Annotated in this window: 18 protein-coding genes; 13 read left to right on the forward strand and 5 right to left on the reverse strand. The window is 38.7% G+C overall.

What is annotated here, in order from left to right:
- Nucleotides 1–123: 123 nt before the first annotated feature.
- Genes ABS916_RS06885 through ABS916_RS06895 form a run of 3 tightly spaced genes read left to right on the forward strand, consistent with a single transcriptional unit; the run spans nucleotide 124 to nucleotide 2,582 of the window.
- A complete protein-coding gene (locus ABS916_RS06885; RefSeq protein ID WP_350451178.1) occupies nucleotides 124–606 on the forward strand; it encodes a PH domain-containing protein in 483 nt (160 codons plus the stop codon).
- Nucleotides 599–2,119: a PH domain-containing protein gene (locus tag ABS916_RS06890; RefSeq protein WP_350451179.1), complete on the forward strand. Its 1,521-nt coding sequence runs from the start codon at nucleotides 599–601 to the stop codon at nucleotides 2,117–2,119. The genes ABS916_RS06885 and ABS916_RS06890 overlap by 8 nt, the downstream gene beginning before the upstream one ends.
- The gene (locus ABS916_RS06895; protein WP_350451180.1) at nucleotides 2,109–2,582 is read left to right on the forward strand and encodes a PH domain-containing protein; all 474 of its coding nucleotides are present in this window, start codon (nucleotides 2,109–2,111) and stop codon (nucleotides 2,580–2,582) included. The genes ABS916_RS06890 and ABS916_RS06895 overlap by 11 nt, the downstream gene beginning before the upstream one ends.
- Before the next feature lie 321 nt (nucleotides 2,583–2,903).
- On the opposite strand, the gene ABS916_RS06900 is transcribed toward ABS916_RS06895, so the two are convergent.
- Nucleotides 2,904–3,632, reverse strand: a complete 729-nt coding sequence (locus ABS916_RS06900; protein ID WP_350451181.1) for a gamma-glutamyl-gamma-aminobutyrate hydrolase family protein — start codon at nucleotides 3,630–3,632, stop codon at nucleotides 2,904–2,906.
- Between the two features lie 252 nt (nucleotides 3,633–3,884).
- Here ABS916_RS06900 and sufC point away from each other — a divergent pair, with 252 nt between their 5' ends.
- From sufC to sufB, 5 genes are read left to right on the forward strand one after another with little or no spacing between them, the layout of a single operon-like run.
- Nucleotides 3,885–4,658 (forward strand): Fe-S cluster assembly ATPase SufC, encoded by a 774-nt coding sequence (sufC, locus tag ABS916_RS06905; RefSeq protein WP_350451182.1) that lies wholly within the window; start codon nucleotides 3,885–3,887, stop codon nucleotides 4,656–4,658.
- A gap of 11 nt (nucleotides 4,659–4,669) precedes the next feature.
- Nucleotides 4,670–5,956, forward strand: coding sequence for a Fe-S cluster assembly protein SufD (sufD, locus tag ABS916_RS06910; protein ID WP_350451183.1), 1,287 nt, complete (start codon nucleotides 4,670–4,672; stop codon nucleotides 5,954–5,956).
- Nucleotides 5,953–7,191 carry a cysteine desulfurase gene (locus ABS916_RS06915; protein ID WP_350451184.1) on the forward strand — a complete coding sequence of 413 codons (1,239 nt, stop codon included), beginning with the start codon at nucleotides 5,953–5,955 and terminating at the stop codon, nucleotides 7,189–7,191. Before sufD ends, ABS916_RS06915 begins: the two co-directional genes overlap by 4 nt.
- The gene (gene sufU, locus ABS916_RS06920) at nucleotides 7,178–7,642 is read left to right on the forward strand and encodes a Fe-S cluster assembly sulfur transfer protein SufU (protein WP_350451257.1); all 465 of its coding nucleotides are present in this window, start codon (nucleotides 7,178–7,180) and stop codon (nucleotides 7,640–7,642) included. Before ABS916_RS06915 ends, sufU begins: the two co-directional genes overlap by 14 nt.
- Nucleotides 7,642–9,036, forward strand: coding sequence for a Fe-S cluster assembly protein SufB (gene sufB / locus ABS916_RS06925; RefSeq protein ID WP_350451185.1), 1,395 nt, complete (start codon nucleotides 7,642–7,644; stop codon nucleotides 9,034–9,036). The genes sufU and sufB overlap by 1 nt, the downstream gene beginning before the upstream one ends.
- A 275-nt stretch (nucleotides 9,037–9,311) precedes the next feature.
- On the opposite strand, the gene ABS916_RS06930 is transcribed toward sufB, so the two are convergent.
- Nucleotides 9,312–10,583: a DEAD/DEAH box helicase gene (locus tag ABS916_RS06930; protein ID WP_350451186.1), complete on the reverse strand. Its 1,272-nt coding sequence runs from the start codon at nucleotides 10,581–10,583 to the stop codon at nucleotides 9,312–9,314.
- Nucleotides 10,584–11,261: 678 nt separating this feature from the next.
- Between ABS916_RS06930 and ABS916_RS06935 the strand changes: the two genes are divergently transcribed.
- The 3 genes from ABS916_RS06935 to ABS916_RS06945 are packed head-to-tail and all read left to right on the forward strand — an operon-like array spanning nucleotide 11,262 to nucleotide 14,155.
- Nucleotides 11,262–12,302: an ABC transporter substrate-binding protein gene (locus tag ABS916_RS06935; protein WP_350451187.1), complete on the forward strand. Its 1,041-nt coding sequence runs from the start codon at nucleotides 11,262–11,264 to the stop codon at nucleotides 12,300–12,302.
- Nucleotides 12,303–12,362: 60 nt separating this feature from the next.
- Nucleotides 12,363–13,394, forward strand: a complete 1,032-nt coding sequence (locus tag ABS916_RS06940; RefSeq protein WP_350451188.1) for a FecCD family ABC transporter permease — start codon at nucleotides 12,363–12,365, stop codon at nucleotides 13,392–13,394.
- 2 nt (nucleotides 13,395–13,396) lie between these two features.
- Nucleotides 13,397–14,155 carry an ABC transporter ATP-binding protein gene (locus ABS916_RS06945; protein WP_350451189.1) on the forward strand — a complete coding sequence of 253 codons (759 nt, stop codon included), beginning with the start codon at nucleotides 13,397–13,399 and terminating at the stop codon, nucleotides 14,153–14,155.
- A 109-nt stretch (nucleotides 14,156–14,264) separates the two neighbouring features.
- Here ABS916_RS06945 and ABS916_RS06950 read toward each other — a convergent pair whose 3' ends face one another.
- Nucleotides 14,265–14,663, reverse strand: a complete 399-nt coding sequence (locus ABS916_RS06950) for a VOC family protein (RefSeq protein ID WP_251166312.1) — start codon at nucleotides 14,661–14,663, stop codon at nucleotides 14,265–14,267.
- Between the two features lie 242 nt (nucleotides 14,664–14,905).
- Between ABS916_RS06950 and ABS916_RS06955 the strand changes: the two genes are divergently transcribed.
- Entirely contained in the window at nucleotides 14,906–15,718 is an 813-nt protein-coding gene (locus ABS916_RS06955) for an alpha/beta fold hydrolase (RefSeq protein ID WP_350451190.1), read from the forward strand.
- A gap of 76 nt (nucleotides 15,719–15,794) precedes the next feature.
- Here ABS916_RS06955 and ABS916_RS06960 read toward each other — a convergent pair whose 3' ends face one another.
- Nucleotides 15,795–17,609 (reverse strand): ABC transporter ATP-binding protein, encoded by a 1,815-nt coding sequence (locus ABS916_RS06960; RefSeq protein WP_350451191.1) that lies wholly within the window; start codon nucleotides 17,607–17,609, stop codon nucleotides 15,795–15,797.
- Nucleotides 17,602–19,350 carry an ABC transporter ATP-binding protein gene (locus tag ABS916_RS06965; RefSeq protein WP_350451192.1) on the reverse strand — a complete coding sequence of 583 codons (1,749 nt, stop codon included), beginning with the start codon at nucleotides 19,348–19,350 and terminating at the stop codon, nucleotides 17,602–17,604. Before ABS916_RS06965 ends, ABS916_RS06960 begins: the two co-directional genes overlap by 8 nt.
- A gap of 183 nt (nucleotides 19,351–19,533) precedes the next feature.
- Between ABS916_RS06965 and ABS916_RS06970 the strand changes: the two genes are divergently transcribed.
- Nucleotides 19,534–20,340: a MerR family transcriptional regulator gene (locus ABS916_RS06970; RefSeq protein WP_350451193.1), complete on the forward strand. Its 807-nt coding sequence runs from the start codon at nucleotides 19,534–19,536 to the stop codon at nucleotides 20,338–20,340.
- Nucleotides 20,341–20,468 lie beyond the last annotated feature (128 nt).

A 20,468-nucleotide genomic window follows, 5' to 3' on the forward strand; every position in this document is an offset into this window, starting at 1 on the left:
TGCAAAAAAAACGAGTGGGTCTCTCACTCGTTTTTTTTATATCTTTAAAACCAAGTTTAAGATAGTACTCTTTTCAAGATAATGATACACTCAAAGAAAGGATAATGGTTGGGAGTGATTAATATGTATAAAGAAATGCCAGCGAAAAAATTAGACAAACGTGCCATTCGCTATGAACGAACAAAAGATATTATTGAAAGTTTTTTTACCTTAGCTGTTTTTGTCCTTTTAATGTTTTTGACTATAAGATTTAATTGGCCAATCTGGTTGATGGCAATCTGGATTGTTTTGCCAATCACTGACTTTTTATTGAGTCTATTCTTATTGCCTTATTTAAAGCTAAAGGCTGTACGCTACGAAATGCATGCGCTTCATCTTGAAGTTATGAATGGTCTCTTTTTTAAAAAGAGAACGTTGATCCCAATTGAGCGAATCCAACACGTGGTCATCAAAGAAGGACCGCTGACTAGGAAATATGGGATCCAAATAGTCGAAGTCTTTACGGCAGGAACAGGCCATGAGATTCCACTGTTGTTGAAAAAAGATGCAGAAGAGTTAAGAATTCAATTGCTCGAACAGATAAAGGCGGTGAACTCAGATGTATAATGAAAAAAAATTGCATCCATTGACTCTTATTACTGAGGCCTATAAACGGTTGATTTCTTTTATCTTGCCGATTCTTTTCTTTGCTTTTACAGGCCCAGACATGGAAGGTTTTGGCTTTATTTTGCCACTGCTTTTCTTTACGATTTTTGGATTGTCGTACCTAGTGGACGTTTTAAGATACATACGGACATCTTTTTGGATCGTAGGAAATCGATTTGTGGTAAAAAGTGGATTATTTATTCAAAAAGAAAAAGATGTTCAAATTAGTCGGATTCAAAGTATTGATTACAGTGAAAACTTGATTCACCGTATTTTTAATGTCACAAAGTTGGAGATCAAGACTCCTGGAAAAGGGATAACGTTAGATGCATTGTCTAAAGAAGATGCATTGAAATTGGCAAACCAACTGCATTACCTTAAAGAGACATCACTTGAAGCTGACAGTGATAGCAATGCTGAACGTGAAGAGAAGCAGATTGACCGACACAGTGGATTCTCTTTGCAAAAAGCAGGAGTCACAAAAAAATTGTATTCCATGAGTTTAGTAGATATCCTCAAGATGAATTTTATGGGAGGGACTGTTTTAAAAGGGCTGATTATAATGGTGGGTGCAGTAAACATTTTTGGAGAGTTTATTCCTGATTCAATTTTTAATCAAGCAGGGACGATCTTCAGTCAAACAGCGATTGCCTCTTTTATTTTCATAGGTATCCTGCTATTTATCCTATTGTATGTTGTAGCTACAGTGCTTTCGATTATTAAGAATTTTGAATACAAAGTCGAATTAACAAAAAATCACGTGACTATTGAAAAAGGACTACTCGAAGTTAAAAGCCAGACGATTGCTTTAACCAATATTCAAAGCGTATGGGAGAAACAGAATTGGCTGCAAAAACTAACGGGCTATACAACCTTTTGGGTAGGGATCACAAGTGATGATGAAGTGGATAAGAAAGATTCTGTGAGTGAAATTACTGAAGAAGGAAAAATTTTGTTGCTGCCGTTGATAAAAAAAGATCAACTTGCAGCGTTAAGAGCTGAGATCATTCCGCAGTTTAACTTTCAGCCTGCTCAAACGATTATTCCAATTCGATCGTTTAGACGGTTTGTACAATTCCCATTGCTATTCTGGATCATTGCAGCCGCTTTAGCTTCTTACTTTTTATGGCCTTATGCATGGACGATCGGTTTAGTGGGTAGCTTGCTGTCACTTTTTTATGGCTACCGGAGTTACAAAAAATCGGGGTATGCTTTATCCACAGATGAAGTGACTTTTCAGTTGATAACATTCCTAGGTACCGAGATTATGTACTTACGTAAAGACCGTATTTTAAATTTAACAGTCAAACAAAATCCTTTTTTAAGAAGAAGTCGATTAGGAAAAGTAGAAATCTATAGTGCCTTAGGAGATACATCCCAAAGCAAAGAACTGTCTTTTATTGAAGAAGCCGACTGTGAGCGGTTATTTGACTGGTTCATGGCAAAAGAGAGGAGTGAAAAGCATGGAGCCTGAAAATGAGCTGGATCCTCTAGTTTTAAAATTATGGCGGATACGTGGGTTTATGAACAGCATTCCAATGGTTATTGTTGCACTGGTGTATAATTTTTTTTACCAAATCATGCCCCATACTCCATTGCCAGAAGAAGGTATCTATATTACCATTGCTTTGGCTCTGTTTGGAGGATTTATCTCTATTTATGTACTGCCAACGTGGCATTATCGGTCTTGGAAAGTAAATTATCGAATGGATGAGATTGATTTCATCTCAGGTATTTTTATTAAAAAACGAATCACGATTCCAATCATTCGCATCCAAAATATCGAATCCAATGTTGGACCGTTAGCAAAAAAAATAGGCGTCATGTCTTTAACCATCTCAACAGCTGCTACAAGTCATAAGTTGCCGGAGATGCCTGAAGAAGAGGCTTTGGAATTGAAAAAAAGGATTCAGCGATTGATCCGCAACAGTTTATAATATAAAAAAGCTCGTTCATGATCTGACCCACAAGAGTAGAAGGACTACTGCTGTGAAGGAAAGAAACTGAACGAGCTTTTTTTGCTCTCTGTCAATGAATGTGTTTGTTAAAAAAATTCTTCTGGAATGAACGGTTTTGCTTGTAAAAGCTATGGCATCGCCAGAAGCCTGTAGTCTTCTGGCTTTCAAGCCTCAAAAGGAGCGTTAACGCTTCCTTAATTCGCATTGAATGCTTTACATAGCTACAAGCATTCCTTATTCCTCCAGAAATTTTAAGATAGCTTATTTAGTAGTCGCTATTACTAAAATAGAAACCTGTTCTTAATTCATTTTTTTGATGGTGCGTTTGACGAAGTCTGTAAATAAACGCTGCATCATCAAATCGTACGGAATCATTAATTCTGGGTGCCATTGCACAGCTACGATACTTTGGTTGGGAGATTTTGCTTCGAAGGCTTCAATCAAGCCGTCTTTACTCCAAGCCACAGCTTTAAAGGGTTCAGCTAATTCTTTGATGGCTTGATGGTGATAGGTATTGACTACATATTGGTCGCCAAAAATCTTTCCGATTTTACTTTCAGGATCAATGTTGATCGTGTGAGCACCGGTTTCAAAGTGTGTCAGTTGAATGTGTTGAACGGTCAAGTCCGGGTAATCTGAAACATCTTGATACAGCGTTCCGCCATAAGCAACGTTCACGAGTTGCAAGCCACGGCAAACAGCAAAAATTGGTTTTGCTTGATGAATCGCTTCTTTTACAAGTGCAATCTCAAATGCATCACGTGCTGGATTGGTCGCACCTAATTTTAAGCTGGGTTCTTCGCCAAATAACAACGGCGACACATCTTGTCCACCAGCTAATAGCAGGCCGTCTACTTTTGACAGGTAATCTTTCGCTTCAGTCGGGTCGCTGATGGGGAAAACAACAGGGATAGCGCCAGCTTGGCGAACGCCGTTAACAAATCCTTGTGGTGTGTAAGTGATCGGTAAGCCGTTCAGGTCGGCATTGTTCAACAAAATATTTCCGGCTATTCCAATTAATGGTTTCATAAACGATCCGTCCTTTCATCAATAAAAGCAGTACAACTAAAACCCAGCACACTTAAGGAACAGGTCTGGTTCTGCCAGCTTCTTTTTTCATTATTAGTTTACCTGATTATAGCAGAAAAGTAACTTCAGAGCATTCGTTAATAAGATTGCGAAAGCAAGAGGGTTAGTCTAAAATATAAAGTAAGAAAGACAGTAACTCCAAAGAAGGATCATTTGTGAAAAAATTCTAAAGCATAGGAGCGAATCCAAGCTATGTCCGTATTAGAAGTGAAAAACTTACATGTATCGATTGAAGACAAAGAAATTTTAAAAGGTGTCAACTTAACAATGAAAACAGGGGAGATCCATGCCATCATGGGACCAAATGGAACGGGTAAATCAACTTTATCCGCTGCTATCATGGGCCATCCGAGCTATACCGTTACAGAAGGCGAGATTTTATTAGATGGCCAAGATGTTTTAGAAATGGCCGTTGATGAACGTGCTCGAGCAGGATTATTTTTAGCCGTGCAATACCCAAGCGAGATCGCGGGTATCACGAATGCTGAATTTATGCGTGCAGCAATCAATGCTAGAAGACCAGATGACGACAAAATATCCGTTATGAATTTTATCAAAAAGTTAGACGACAAAATGGCAGTATTGGATATGCCAGAAGAAATGGCTGAGCGTTATTTAAACGAAGGTTTTTCTGGTGGCGAAAAAAAACGCAATGAGATTTTACAATTGATAATGATCGAGCCAATATTTGCTATTCTGGATGAAATTGATTCAGGCCTAGACATTGATGCATTAAAAGTCGTTTCAAAAGGAGTCAATGCGATGCGCGGTGAAAACTTCGGGGCATTGATCATTACCCATTACCAACGTTTATTGAATTATGTCACACCAGATGTGGTCCACGTAATGATGAACGGCATTGTAGTTAAAACAGGCGGAGCCGAATTAGCTAAACGTTTGGAAGTGGAAGGCTACAAAGGTATTCGTGATGAACTAGGCTTAGATATTGTGTTAGAAGACGATTAAGGAGGATCAAGATGAAAGAGACCAATTATATAGATTATCTTGACTCTGTTCAGCAATTTTCATTGATGCATGAAGAACCGTTGTGGATGATGGAATTTAGAAAATCAGCGTTAACTAAAATCAACTCTTTAGAGCTGCCGTCTTTTGAAAGAGTCAAGTACCAATGCTGGCCATTGCTACAAGTCCCAGACCTCTTCAGCTATGAAGAAGGCATCATGCTGGCAGAAGATTTTTTAACCGGAGATAGCGATGCACCGCGAGTAATCCAAGTTGGCAACCAAACGGTTATGGAGCAGTTGCCGATGAAGTACATTGAACAAGGGGTGATTTTTACCGATATTTTTACAGCCTTGGAAGAGCATTCGGATCTAGTGAAAAAAGTCTACATGAAGTTGGCTGTTGAACACGATGAAGACAAACTGACCGCTTTTCATGCGGCCTTTATGACCAGCGGCTTGTTTTTATATGTTCCTAAAAATGTTGTGATCGATGAACCGCTTGAAGCGTTATTTGTCCAAAACAGTCAAGTCCAAAACAGCTGGATCAAGCACGTCTTGATTTTTGCGGATACTAATAGTGAATTTACGTATGTCGAAAAATACGAAACGATAGGAACTGAAAAAAATGCGGCCAATATTATTGTGGAAGTGATTGCCAACCCCGGAGCGAAAGTGAAATTCTCAGCAGTTGATCAAATCGGAGAAACAACTACTACGTACATCAATCGCCGTGGACATGCACTTAAAGATGCAACGATTGAGTGGGCGATTGGCGTTATGAACGCTGGGAATGTGATTGCTGACTTTGATACCGATCTGATTGGGGAAGGGGCGCACAGCGAAGTCAAAGTTGTGGCCATCAGTATGGGCAAACAGATTCAAGGCATTGATACCCGTGTCACCAATTATGGGCGCAATACGATTGGGCATATTCTACAACACGGTGTAATTTTAGAGAAATCGACCTTAACCTTTAACGGTATTGGGCACATCATCAATGGGGCTAAAGGGGCAGATGCTCAGCAAGAAAGCCGCATCTTGATGTTGTCTGAACACGCTAGAGGAGATGCAAACCCGATTTTGTTGATCGATGAAAATGATGTGACGGCTGGACACGCAGCTAGTGTAGGCAGAGTAGACCCAGAAAATCTGTATTACTTAATGAGTCGAGGCATTCCGAAACAAGAAGCCGAACGCTTAGTCATTCGAGGATTTTTAGGTTCTGTTATTGCAGCGATACCGTTAAAAGTCATGCGTGACGGATTAGTGGATACGATTGAAAGGAAGTTAAGCAAATGAGTTTTTCAGCCGAACAATTGAAAAACGATTTTCCAATTCTCACTCAAATTGTGAACGATGAACCGTTAGTGTATTTAGATAATGCGGCAACCACTCAAAAACCAACAGTCGTATTGGCTGCTCTTGAAACCTATTACCGTGAAGCCAATGCCAACGTCCATCGCGGCGTGCATATGTTGGCTGAACGAGCAACAACGCAATACGAAGCAGCGCGTGAAAAAGTAAAACACTTTATCAACGCCAATGAATCAGCTGAAGTGTTGTTTACTCGCGGCACCACAACTAGTTTGAACTGGGTAGCTAAAAGCTATGGTGAAGCGAACGTAAAGTCAGGAGATGAGATCCTAGTTTCAGTGATGGAACATCATTCCAACTTGATTCCGTGGCAGCAGTTAGCCAAGAAAACCGGAGCTGCATTAAAATATATCGAGCTGACGGAAGAAGGCTTATTGGACATGGAGAGTTTTCGCGCTCAATTAAGTGAGAAGACCAAAATCGTGGCGTTGGCGCATGTCTCCAATGTACTTGGAGTCATTAACCCTATTCAAGAGATTGCGCGACTAGCTCATGCAATAGGAGCCGTATTAGTGGTCGACGGAGCACAAGCTGTTCCACATATGCCTGTGGATGTCCAAGAGTTGGATGCTGATTTTTATGCCTTTAGTGGACATAAAATGGTCGGACCGACTGGCATTGGCGTATTGTATGGCAAACGGTACTTATTGAATCAAATGGACCCCGTTGAATTTGGCGGGGAAATGATCGCCATGGTGGACGAACAAGACAGCACATGGAAAGAATTGCCTTGGAAGTTTGAAGCAGGCACCCCTAATATTGCGGGAGCCATCGGACTAGGTGCAGCCATCGATTATTTATCGATGATTGGACTGTCAGCGATTCATGAACATGAAAAAGGATTGATGGCTTATTTGTGGCCGAAACTAATGGCAATCCCAGCATTAACAATCTATGGACCAAAAGATTTAGCGAAACGGACCGGTATCGTAACGTTCAACCTAGATGGGCTTCATCCACATGATGTAGCAACAGCCATGGATATGGAAGGGGTAGCGATTCGAGCCGGGCATCATTGTGCTCAACCCTTGATGCGCAGATTCTCAGCCGATTCAACCGCTCGAGCGAGTTTTTATCTGTACAATACGACAGCAGATGTGGATAAATTTATTGAAGCATTGCTGGCAACAAAGGAGTTTTTTGCTCATGGCTTTAACTAAACTGGATCAATTGTATCGCCAAGTCATCTTGGATCATTCTAGCCACCCGCATCACCATGGGAAATTGGAGCAGTCAACGACTCAAATCGAGTTGCTTAACCCGACTTGCGGGGACGTGATGCAGCTGCAATTGGTAGTCGAAGACCAATGGATCAAAGACATTCGTTTTGATGGAAGCGGTTGTACCATTAGCCAAGCCAGCGCCAGTATGATGACCGATGTCGTGATGGGGAAAACCGTTTCTGAAGCGTTAGCCTTAGCAGATCAATTCTCCTTGCTTGTACAAGGCAAAGACGTTCCAAAGCTGGAAGAGCTAGGGGACGCTGCTTTATTGAATAGTGTCGCGAAATTTCCTGCCCGTATTAAGTGCGCCACTTTATCGTGGAAAGCACTTGAAAAAGCATTGAGTGAAAAAAATCCTGATGAAGGAAAAGCAAGGAGTGAAGCATAATGGGAGAAGTACCAGAACGCGAGAATTACCAATTCGGCTTTCATGATGACGTGGAATCTGTTTATACAACAGGTAAAGGACTAACTGAGTCAACCGTTCGAGAAATTTCAAAACGCAAACAAGAACCAGACTGGATGTTGGATTACCGTTTGAGAGCCTACGATCATTTCAATAAACGACCGATGCCTGAATGGGGAGCGGATCTATCAGAAATTGACTTCGATAACATTACCTACTACAAGGCCGTCAGTAATCAACCCGAACGCGACTGGGAAGATGTGCCGGATAAAGTCAAAGAAACTTTTGAACGCATTGGGATCCCAGAAGCTGAACGCAAATATCTAGCTGGGGCTGGGGCGCAATACGAATCTGAAGTGGTTTACCACAATATGAAAGAAGAATTTGAAAAAATGGGCATCGTCTTTACCGATACCGATACAGCGCTAAAAGAATACCCAGAAATCTTTAAAGAACACTTTGGAACAGTCGTGCCCGCAACAGACAACAAACTAGCAGCACTCAATTCTGCTGTCTGGTCTGGTGGAACGTTTATTTATGTTCCCAAAGGCGTACGCTGTGACGTGCCACTACAAATGTACTTTCGCATCAACGATGAAGCAATGGGCCAATTCGAACGGACATTGATCGTTGTGGATGAAGGCGCTAGTGTGCATTATGTCGAAGGTTGTACTGCACCAACCTTTTCATCTAGTAGTCTGCATGCAGCCATCGTTGAGATCGTGGTCAAAAAAGACGCTTACTGCCGTTACACGACGATTCAAAACTGGTCTAACAATGTATACAACTTGGTAACCAAACGCGCTGTAGCCGAAGAAGGAGCCACTATGGAGTGGGTCGATGGCAACCTTGGAGCCAAAACAACGATGAAATACCCAAGTATCCAGTTAAATGGACGCGGAGCCAGAGGAACCATGCTATCGATCGCGATGGCAGGAGCTGGGCAAAACCAAGATACCGGAGCAAAAATGATTCATAACGCACCAAATACCTCCAGTTCAATCGTCTCAAAATCGATCGCTAAAGATGGTGGAGAAGTCAATTACCGCGGACAAGTCACTTTTGGAAAAAATTCAGGCGGATCGATCTCGCATATCGAATGCGACACGATTATCATGGATGACTTATCCAAGTCAGATACTATTCCATTCAATGAGATCCACAACGGCAATGTCTCGCTCGAACATGAAGCCAAAGTTTCTAAAATTTCAGAAGAACAACTCTATTACCTCATGAGCCGCGGCTTGACCGAACTACAAGCCACCGAAATGATCGTCATGGGCTTCGTCGAACCCTTCTCAAAAGAACTCCCAATGGAATACGCAGTGGAGTTGAACCGATTGATTGCTTATGAGATGGAAGGGTCTGTTGGTTAGTATAATGACAGCTTTTAAAATTTTGAATGTATTAATGGAACAAAATTATTCCGAATTCAGTTGGTTCTCTAATAGGTCATTAGCTTAAGGGATTTAACAATGATAAAGATCGAGGGTTCATGCAATGAATGCATGAACCCTCGATCTTTTATGATGGAAGAAGGTTTCTTTCCTTCTCTTTTTATTTCATCATCTTGACCAGTGAAGTAATAGTTTAGATGCAAGTGCAAGTCCACATAAGAGGTGGCAAAAAACGCCTTTGTCAATCGCTTACTTTACGTGTTTTTCGTTTGTACACGAGGTCTTTGTGCGGATTTTTGACCGCCTCTTCGACCTTGTTTACTTTTTGCGCGTGTTCCATTATTGCGCGTGGTAACAGCTTTTCTCGCCTGCTGTGTTGGTGCTTGAGTGCCTTCTTTCAACAGATAAGGATGGTCTTTTATGACTGGAACTTTCCTCTTACTAAGTTTTTCAATGTCGCGCAACAAGTCTGATTCTGTTTCATCACAGAAAGAGATAGCTTTTCCACTTAGCCCTGCGCGTCCTGTACGACCGATACGGTGAACGTAGGTTTCTGGAACTTCAGGCAAGTCAAATTGGATAACTTGCGAAAGCTCAGGCACATCGATACCACGGGCTGCGATATCTGTCGCTACGAGAACGCTAGTTTTCATGGTCTTAAAATTTTCTAAAGCTTGCTGACGCGCATTCTGGGACTTGTTGCCGTGAATCGCTTCAGCGGAGAAACCCGCTTGTAGAAGTTTTTTGACGATTTTGTTGGCGCCATGCTTGGTTCTGGAGAAGACTAGGGAGCGCTCAACCTGCTTATTCTTCAAAAGATAGATAAGTAGGTTAGTTTTGTCGGTCTTGGCTACGCGATAAACATTCTGTTGGATGACTTCAACAGTTGATGAAACCGGATTGACCACAACTTTTACCGGGTTTGATAAAATGGTTCCTGCAAGTTTTTCGATTTCACTCGGCATCGTTGCTGAGAAGAACATGCTTTGACGTTTCTTAGGCAATTCTCGGATAATATGGCGTACATCACGTAGCATCCCCATGTCCAACATCATATCTGCTTCGTCCAAGACGAAGAAATCAACCTGATTCAGTTTGACAAATCCTTGTCTGATAAGGTCCAACAATCTACCTGGCGTTGCGACTAGGATATCCGTTCCACGTTTCAACGCGGCTGTTTGAGGATTCTGGGAAACGCCACCAAAAATTACTTGGATATTCAATGGAAGGTATTTAGCGTATGTTTGGAAACTATCACCGATTTGTATGGCAAGCTCACGTGTAGGAGCAAGGATTAAGGCTTTGATGGCACCTTTTCCAATTGTTTTTTCTTCCATAATATTTTGAAGGATGGGTAAGGCAAAGGCAGCTGTCTTACCAGTACCGGTCTGGGCACAACCCAACAAGTCCTTGTGGTTCATCAGATGCGGAATGGCATCCTCTTGGATAGGTGTTGCTTTCGTATAGCCTGCTTCTTTTAGTGCGTGCAATAGGTGTTGGTTCAATTCTAATTCATTAAATAACAAATGGTTCTCCCTCAGCATGGTGTACATGCATTAAATTTTTGTAAATGTGTTTCGGAATAGGTTGGTTTAGCATACAAGAGTCTGACTATCTTTCAAAAACCGACATGATCCGAACAAGTATATAGTTTCTCTGAGAAATAGCATGACTGGCCTATTATATCAGAAATGGAAGGGAGAGTCACATTATTCCATTTTTGGGGTTTTAACGTTTATTTTTTATATAAAGAGGATTTCCAAAAACACTTGTTTTGGGAAAAGTAACTATTTATCTTATGATAGTTTCTACTTAATTGAATGAAAATTTAAAATTCGTTGTATCTCACAGTTATTGTTTAATAAAAAGTGTAAATAGTGTCTGCAAGTGAAAATAATAATAAGCTAACCGTGTTTGAATATAATTTAGAATACTAATTAATTTAGTTATTTTAAATGGTTTTTTGAATTAACCAATAAAAAAATATCGAAATAGTAAGTCTTATTATAATTACTTGTGAATGTTTTAACATTTATGTTTACTTTAACAAAATTCAATTATATAATTGGAAATGAAGATACTTCTTAATTACAAAGCTTAATTCATTTTATCTAGTTAGTTGATTTCAGCTAATTGATATATAAGAAATTAAAGTATAAAACTGAACGAATAGAAAAAAATATAAACTAATTGGGGACAAAAAAATGAACATACTAAAAAGAGTAAAATGCTTAGGACTTATTACAGTTGCAACTTTACTATTAGGTGCGTGTGGACAAAAAGATGCTGCAGAAGAACAGACAGCTGTGAATGAAAAATCAACTGAACAGACCGGAAAAAATACTTTCCCATTAACGTTGGATAATTACACCGCGTCATCAGAAGGCGCAGTATTTTCAAAAAAAGAAGTAACATATGAAGCTAGTCCGAAATCGATTGTTGCCAATAATCAGGGAACAGCGGAGTTGCTGATCCAACTTGGATTAGCTGAAGACATTGTTGGCGTAGCGGCCTTATACGGTGAAGGCGATGAAATGGTATCTGAGGTTTTCTCTAGCATTCCTGTTTTGTCAGAAGGATATGTTGGAAAAGAATTAGTTGTAGGTGCTGATCCGGATATTGTTGTGGGACGTGGGCAATTGTTTGCCAATGCCGAATGGGGAACGGGGACAGTGGAAGAATTGAATGACGTGGGCATTCAGACGTATATTCAAGCGACATCAACGACTGGTGCAACTTTTGAGGATATCTATACAGATATTGATCATTTAGGAAAATTATTTACAGTTGAAGAAAAATCTCAACAATTTTCAACGGATGTGCAAACACGGATGGATGCGATCGTCGCAGCCATTCCTGATAAACAGGAAACACTTGATTATGCTTATATATTTGGGGCAGAAGGCACTAACGTGGATATTTACAGTGGTGCAGCAGACACTTACTTAAATGATGCATTAAGCTATATGAGCTTAGAAAATACGTTTGCAGATGCAACGGGAGAAATCAGTATGGAAGCCTTATTGGAAGCTGATCCAGATGTATTATTATTGGTTAACTATATGGGAGGACGCGATCCAAAAGAAAGCTTAACTGATTTGAAAGCAAATGACGCACTTTCAAGTCTGACAGCAATCAAAGAAGACCGTATCTATACGATCGATTACAACCAGTTTTGGAGTTACGGATACCAAATTTTAAGCGGTATGGAACAACTCAGTGCTGAAATGCAGTCAAAAAATTAATTTATAGTAGGAAGGAGTAAACGGATGAACCATATCGATAAACAACGCAAATTATTTTATATGTGTTTACTCCTATTTACTGTATTGATTATTTTTTCGATTGGGATTGGTGTCGCGGTCGGACAGGTCGCGGTACCTTTAAAAGAATCTTTTCAGATACTGCTTAAAAATTTATCAGGGGGAAGGATAGATAACTTACCTGGAGTTTCTTCTGATTCTTTCGAAAATATCATCTGGCAGATTCGTTTTCCGAGGGTACTCTTAGCGATGCTCACAGGTATGGGCTTATCCTTAGCCGGTGCGGTCATGCAGACAACGGTCCAGAACCCACTAGCAGATCCTTATATTTTAGGTATTTCTTCTGGAGCCTCACTAGGTGCAACGTTTGCTATCATGATTGGCTTTGGTGGAACCAGTATATTGGCACAGTTTGGTTTGTCTTTTTGGGCATTTATAGGTGCTGTGACAGCGGCTCTGCTGGTCTTACTGTTGTCGAATGCTACTGGACAAATGAATTCGATCAAATTGATTTTATCCGGGATGGTATTAAATGCCCTTTTTACAGCCTTTTCCAATTTCATCATTTATATCGCTAATGATGCGGAAGGGATTCGTTCCGTCACTTTTTGGATGATGGGAAGTTTAGTCGGAGCAAGTTGGTCCAAGCTACCTTTAATAGCCACCGTTGTTCTGGTTTGTTTGCTCTTTTTCTTAACCCAAATACGGACGTTGAATCTTATGTTGTTAGGCGATGAATCAGCTATTACGCTTGGGGTAAATTTGAAATTTTACCGTAAATTGTATCTTGTTATTACGTCGGTTCTAACAGGGGTCATTGTGGCAAATACTGGAATGATTGGATTTGTAGGATTAATTATCCCTCACATTGTCCGTGGGATAGTCGGATCAAATCATCGGTACTTTTTACCATTATCGGTTTTCTCGGGATCTTTGTTTATGGTATGGTGCGATATCTTGTCTCGTATTATCCTACCAACGGTTGAACTGCCTATTGGTATTTTGACTTCTTTAATTGGTGCACCACTGTTCATTTATATTTTTGTGAAAAAAGGCTACGAGTTTGGAGGGTAAGCATGAATTTAACGATTGATAATGTATCGGTATCTATTGCCTCTCAGAAGATTATAGAAGGGATTTCCTTACACGTTAGTAAAAATCAGTTTGTAGGTGTGATTGGACCGAATGGATGTGGGAAATCAACCTTATTGAAAAGTGTTTCTAAACTACTTGAACCCAGTGAAGGAGTCATTACTCTGGGTGGTGAAATTGTTCAAGATCTTTCAAATAAACAGCTCGCAAAAAAATTAGGTGTCGTGGGACAATTTCACGAAGTCAATTTTGATTTTTCCATCCGTGATATGTTATTGCTCGGACGCTCACCATATAAAGGTTTGATGGAGAGAGACAATGCTTTAGATTATGAAATTGTTGAACAGGTTCTTCTCCAACTAGACTTGGGGAAAATCGCGGATAGGAGTTTCTTATCCCTGTCCGGTGGAGAAAAACAGCGTGTTATATTGGGCAGAACCCTGGTTCAACAACCTAAATTTTTAGTTTTAGATGAACCCACCAATCATTTGGATATCAAACATCAATTGAGTATTTTAAGAACAGTCGGTTCTTTACCTATTGGTGTATTAGCAGCTTTACATGATTTGAATCTAGCTGCATGCTTTACGGATTATTTGTATGCGATGAAAGATGGACGGATCATTAAAGAGGGAATACCTGAAGAAGTGTTAACAGAAGCGGTCATTAAAGAATTGTATGAAGTGGATTGTCACACCTATGTTAACCCTATTTCAGGTAAACAAACCATTGAATTTCTATGAAAATAAGAAAACGTCTTTATAAAAACACCTCTGTCGCATTCATATACATTGAATGCGACAGAGGTGTTTTGCGTCAATTTAGTAATTTAAGTGTTTTGAACAAACCTATTTACATTTCCATCCAACTGGGCTCCAAGGTATTTCCGTCTGGATCTTGTACTTCAAGTCCAAACATTTGATCTTCAGACATCCCCATGTCTACTTTGTAGAAATCACCGCCATTGGCTTTGGCTGTTTCAGCAAATTTTTTAACTGCATCAGCACTTTCCAGACTGAATGCAATTAGAGAGCTGCTAGTGGTTTGAGTGTTTGCAATTGTTTTATCTTTAATGAAACGGCTATAAAATTCGTGATTCAGCAGCATAATCCAAAAGTGATCATCCCAAACCATTGCCACAGCTTCATCGTTTGAGAATTCGTTATTTTTAGCAAAACCTAATTTTTCATAAAATGCAGCAGAGCGGTTGACATCAGATACAGGGAAATTTACAAAAACCATTGTTGACATAAAGATCCTCCATTCTCTTCATAGACTGATTTTATTACAAGTAAAGCATCTCACGAGGGAACTTTTTTGTCAAAAATAGTAGATTAAATTGCGCTAGTCATTATAAGGTTTATGCCAAGTCTACGCGAGTAAAAAATGAGGGCTAAAACCGACAAAATGTTGAGAGACTCTGAGCTTTATCCCGTTAAAAAAGTAGCACTTCTATTATACTTAAGTAGAGAAGGTAATAGGAGGCAACTAAGATGAAAAAAATGATTATGGGAACGAATCATGCGTCTATTGCAGTGGAAGATGTTGGAGATGGTCAGCCAATTGTTTTCTTACATGGGTGGCCGTTTGATCATCAGATGTTTGAATACCAGTACAATTATTTTTTGCCTAGAGGGTATCGAATGATTGGAATCGACTTTCGTGGGTTTGGTGAATCAGATTTAGTAATTGAAAATTACGGCTACGACACATTTGCGGACGATGTTAAGAGAGTTTTAGAAGAACTGCACATTGAAGAGGCTATTTTGGTCGGATTTTCGATGGGTGGAGCGGTAGCCACGCGTTACATGGCTCGTCATAAGGGATTTGGAATTAAAAAGCTGATCTTAATCAGTGCAGCAGTTCCGCAATTTGCTAAGAAACCTGCTTACTCCATCGGGATTAAAAAGTCAGAAATCACAGCCATGATTGAACAAATTCAAGTTGATCGTCCTAAACTGATCCAAGACTTTATTAAAAAGTTGTTTCATGAGAAAACCTTAGTCTCCTATAAAGGTTGGCTGACAAATTTGGCAGTAGGGTCTTCTTCTTATGGGATGATTCTTTCAGCTCTGGCTATGCGAGATGAGAATGTACGAGAAGACCTTGAAAAAATTACGGTATCGACCTTGATTTGTCATGGTAAAAAAGACACTGTTTGTTCGTATGAAGTGGTGGAAGAAATGACTCAATTGATTTCTAAAACTATTGTCGTGCCCTTTAGAAAGAGCGGACACGCGATTTTTCACGATGAAACAGAGAAATTGAATCGGACGATGTTGATGTTTATTCAAAATAAGAACTAACGAAAAAAGCTAGAAACAGAACCTGTTTCTAGCTTTTTTGTCTACTATATTTATTTTGCACATAATTCTAGTAGACTTATGCTGATTGGAATTGACTTTGATAAAGATCAGCATAGAAACCGTCTTTTTCCAATAACTCATGGTGGCTTCCAGTTTCAATAATATTCCCTTTGTCCATAACTAAAATGAGGTCTGCATTTTTAATTGTCGACAATCGATGGGCAATCACAAAGCTGGTTCTGTCCAACATGAGATGATCAATTGCTTGTTGGATTTTAATTTCCGTTTTAGTATCGATACTTGAAGTGGCCTCATCTAAGATCATGACTTTCGGATCGGATAAAATGGTCCGAGCAATGGTTAACAACTGTTGTTGTCCTTGAGAGATCATATTATTTTCACTCGAAATAATCGTATCATAACCTTCTGTTAACGTTTGGATAAAAGAGTCACACTGAGCTTTTTTAGCTGCGGCAATAACTTCTTCTCTAGTAGCGTCTTTCTTTCCGTAGCTAATATTTTCAGCAATGGTTCCTTCAAATAACCATGTATCTTGCAATACCATACCAAACTGTTTTCTTAGATCATGTCTGGTTAGGGTGTTCGTGTCGATCCCATCAAATAAAATAGAACCACTATTAATTTCGTAGAAACGCATCAATAAGTTTACAAGTGTTGTTTTCCCAGCACCCGTAGGACCTACGATGGCAATCGTCTTTTTAGGTTCTGCAATAAAATTAACATCTTTCATGATCAATTGGTTTTTGTTGTAGCCAAAGCTGACATGCGAAAATTCGATTTGGCCAAGAGGATTATCGATCACATTAGCCTTTTTGATATCAGGAACTTCATTTTCTGCATCTAAAACTTCATAAATCCGTTCAATGGCTGCTAAACAACCTTGAAGCATGTTCACGACGTAAGAGGCTTCTGTAATGGGATCTGAAATTTGATTGACATATTGTAGAAAAGCTTGAAGCAATCCGATTGTTATCGTTCCTTGGATGGCTAAAGTAGCGCCCATTAAGGCACTGCTGATATACGCCAATTGAGTAATGCTTCTCATGATAGGGTAGATTGCAAAGTTAACAAATTGGGCCTTTTTATGTGCTTTATATTGTTCGTCGATTAATTGATCGGCTTTTTGAATGACTTCTTCTTGTTTATTAAAAGCTTTAATAATCGTGTTTCCGGAATAATATTCCTCCGTAGCGCCACTTAATTTTCCTAAGGTATACATATTGTCGCCAAATAACGTTTGATTCTTTTTAGAAATGACTTTCGTGACGATAATATTGACCAGGATCATACAAATAATAATCAAGGATAAGCGGCCGCTAACATAAATCATTAGACTCAACCCAACAATGACAATGATGATTGAACTAATAAACTGATTAAAACTCATGATAATAAAGTTCGCTACTTTATCTGCATCGGCTGTCGTTCGACTTAATAGATCGCCTACTTGTGTTTGATCGTAAAAATTTAAAGGCAATTTATTTAGTTTAGCTGTTATTTTCTTTCGTAAGGTTAGACTGGCCTCTTCGCTGACAGAGGCGATTAAATATTCCTGGAAGTAATTACAAATAAATATGATTCCAGCAATGATTAATAAGATTAAAAGTGGTCCCGTGATTGCAGCTCGAATACTTTCCATCATTGAAGTACCCGGTAATTTTACAGCTTCAATTAGTCCATCAATAGCTTGAGCTGTAACTAAAGGAATCGAAACATAGGCTAATGTGCCAATGATGTTTGAAAGAATAGCTGGAATGGTTTTCTTTTTTTGAAGCATTAGCAGTTCGAAAAAATAATGAACGGCTTTTTTTAGATTTTTTGGTTTTTCTGAGTCTAGTTCTTCTAAAAGCACTTGTTCTTTTTTAGACATTTTCTTTCACCTCGCTTTTAGACAGCATATTTTGAGATTTAGCTAATTCTTGATAAACAGGATTTTTTTCAATTAATTCTGAATGGGTTCCTTTACCCACAATTTTCCCTTCGTTTAATACGATGATTTGATCAGCATCAATGATCGTGCTGATTCTTTGGGCAATGATTAACGTTACCGCGTCTTTCAATTCTGGTTTTAAAGCGGCTCTTAGTTTCGCATCTGTTTTATAATCCAGTGCTGAAAAACTATCGTCAAATACATAAATCTGAGATTTCTTTATCAGTGCACGTGCGATTGCCAAACGTTGTTTTTGTCCTCCAGAAAAATTGGTTCCCCCTTGAGCTACCAAGGCATTAAATTGCTGATCCTGTTCTTCTATAAACGGTAAGGCCTGAGCAACCTGAGCTGCATGTCTCATTTCGTCAACCGTAGCTTCTTTATTCCCATCTAAAATATTATCCTGGATGGTTCCACTAAATAAAAATGCTCTTTGTGGGACGTAGCTGATCAATGAACGAAGGTCCTTTTGAGAAAGTTTGCTGATATCTGTACCGTGTATCAAAATTCGACCCTTTTGAATGTCATTGAACCGTAAAAGAATTTTAGCAATCGTACTTTTACCGGATCCTGTTCCACCAACGATAGCCAATACTTCACCCGTTTTGATTGAAAAGTCTAGGTCTTCCAGGACTGATTTGTCAGCACCTTGGTACTGAAACGTTACGCTCTCAAAAGACAAAGCAGGCTGTACAGTAACATCTACTTTTTCGTTCAACAGACTGTCATCTTCCACTTCTGGCTGAAGTGTCAGTACTTCTTGAAGTCTATTTAATGATGCGATGGCTCTAGGTATATTGAACATGATCAAAGCGGTCATGATAAATGAAGACATTGTGATGACTGAGTACCCGATAACGGCAGTGATTGACCCTACTTGAATGCTATTTTCTGCAACTAAGGAACTACCCACCCAAATAATAGGAATCATCGTAAGGGCGTTCAGACTAAAAGCAACAGGTGTTAAAAAGGCAAAGTACTTATTGATTCGAATCATATTTGCTGCAAAATCACTAAAACTACTATCCACTTTATTTTTTTCATATTCAGTATTATCAAATGCACGAATAATTTTTACGCCTTTAAAAAATTGTCTAACAAGCATCGTCATTTTATCCATCTTTTTCTGGATGTTATTGATTAAACGAGTGGATTTAAACATTACGGCAGTAATCACACCGATAAAAATAAGAATGGATACAAGTGGAATGATCGTCATAATAGGAGAAATCCGATAAGCCAATACTATAGAAATGACTGCCATAAATGGACTTGGCAAAACCATTTGAAAAAGAGATAATGTCACTTCTTGAATATTGACAACATCACTAGACGTTCGTGTGACTAAAGAGGCCACACCAATTTTATTCGTGTCATTTAGTGACAAATCTTGTATTTTTCTAAATAACTTTTTACGAATTTCTTTTCCAAAACGGGAAGCAATTTCAGAAGTGTAGTAACTTCCAAGTACCCCGACAATGGCTCCTACAAGAATAGTAAGCAACATCTGGATTCCAATAGAAGAAACGACGTGGGTATTTTTTTCTAAGATGCCTTTATCAATGAGTTGAGCAATTAAATAAGGAATGAATAGAGTTGCTATGGATTGAAGTAAAATTAGGCTACTTGTAACGAAGACAAGCAGTTTGTTTTTCTTTAAAAATGTAAAAAATAAATGCATATTGTTCATGTCTCCTTTTAGTTATTCGTATAAACTTAGCACAAGTTTATAATAAAACCACTTCAATAGCATAGGAGCGGGCACTATGCTTTGAAATAAGCGAATAATAGCAGTATAATCTGTATAGCAACTATACAGTCAAGTTTTATTTTCAAAAACTGTGGATGGGAAGAGAGGAATCATATGGAAAAGGAATATCTAACCATTAGTCAGTTTTCAGCTTTATCTGGAATTAGTCGAAAGACCCTTATTTATTATGACAAAATCAAGTTATTCTCACCCAAAATGGTTACAGATAAAAGGTATCGAATGTATGAAGAAAAACAATTAGATACCATTAGTGTGATCTATATTTTAAGAGAATTAGGGAAATCAATTAAAGAAATAAAAATCTATTTACAAGAACGAACTCCAGAAAAAATGCTGTCGTTGTTCCAAGAAGAAAAAAAACAGATTGATAAAAAGATTAGTACGTTACAGCAATACAAAGATATGTTGGAAAAAAGAATAGAGTTAACAAAATTGGCAGACGTAATAACTGTAGGAAAACTTACATTTATCCAGCAAGAAAAAAAGCCAATACTAATGGGGAAAAAAATAAATCAACAATACCATGAAGCCCTCATTGATTTTTATTCACTTATTGACCAACAACAAATTGTCCAAGGTTTTCCAATAGGAGCGATTATTGGAAAAAATGAATTGACTAAGGGCGAGTTTTCAAATTTTAGTTATTTCTATATCAATAAATCAACTGAAGACAAAAATCAGGTAAGTATAAAACCTGAAGGATCATATGCAGTTATGTATGATTATTGTGATTACAATAAAACAGAAAAAATGTATCAGACAATGTTGGATGGTCTATCAGAAAATGGTTATGAGATTGATGGGGATGCCTATGAAGAATATATTATTGATGAAGTGGCAGAAAAAAATCCGGAAAAGTATTTGGTTAAGGTCATGATTAAAGTAAGAAATAATAAATAAAAAAATGAAGTGTGATTTTATAAATTAATTTATACTAATAATTACTCGTTGTAATAAGTAATCAGGAGAATGATAAATGAATACATAAGATTTAGGGGAATTAATAAGTACATAATTGGGAGGAATAG

The sequence above is a fragment of the Carnobacterium sp. genome (genome assembly GCF_040274945.1).
GTDB lineage: Bacteria > Bacillota > Bacilli > Lactobacillales > Carnobacteriaceae > Carnobacterium_B.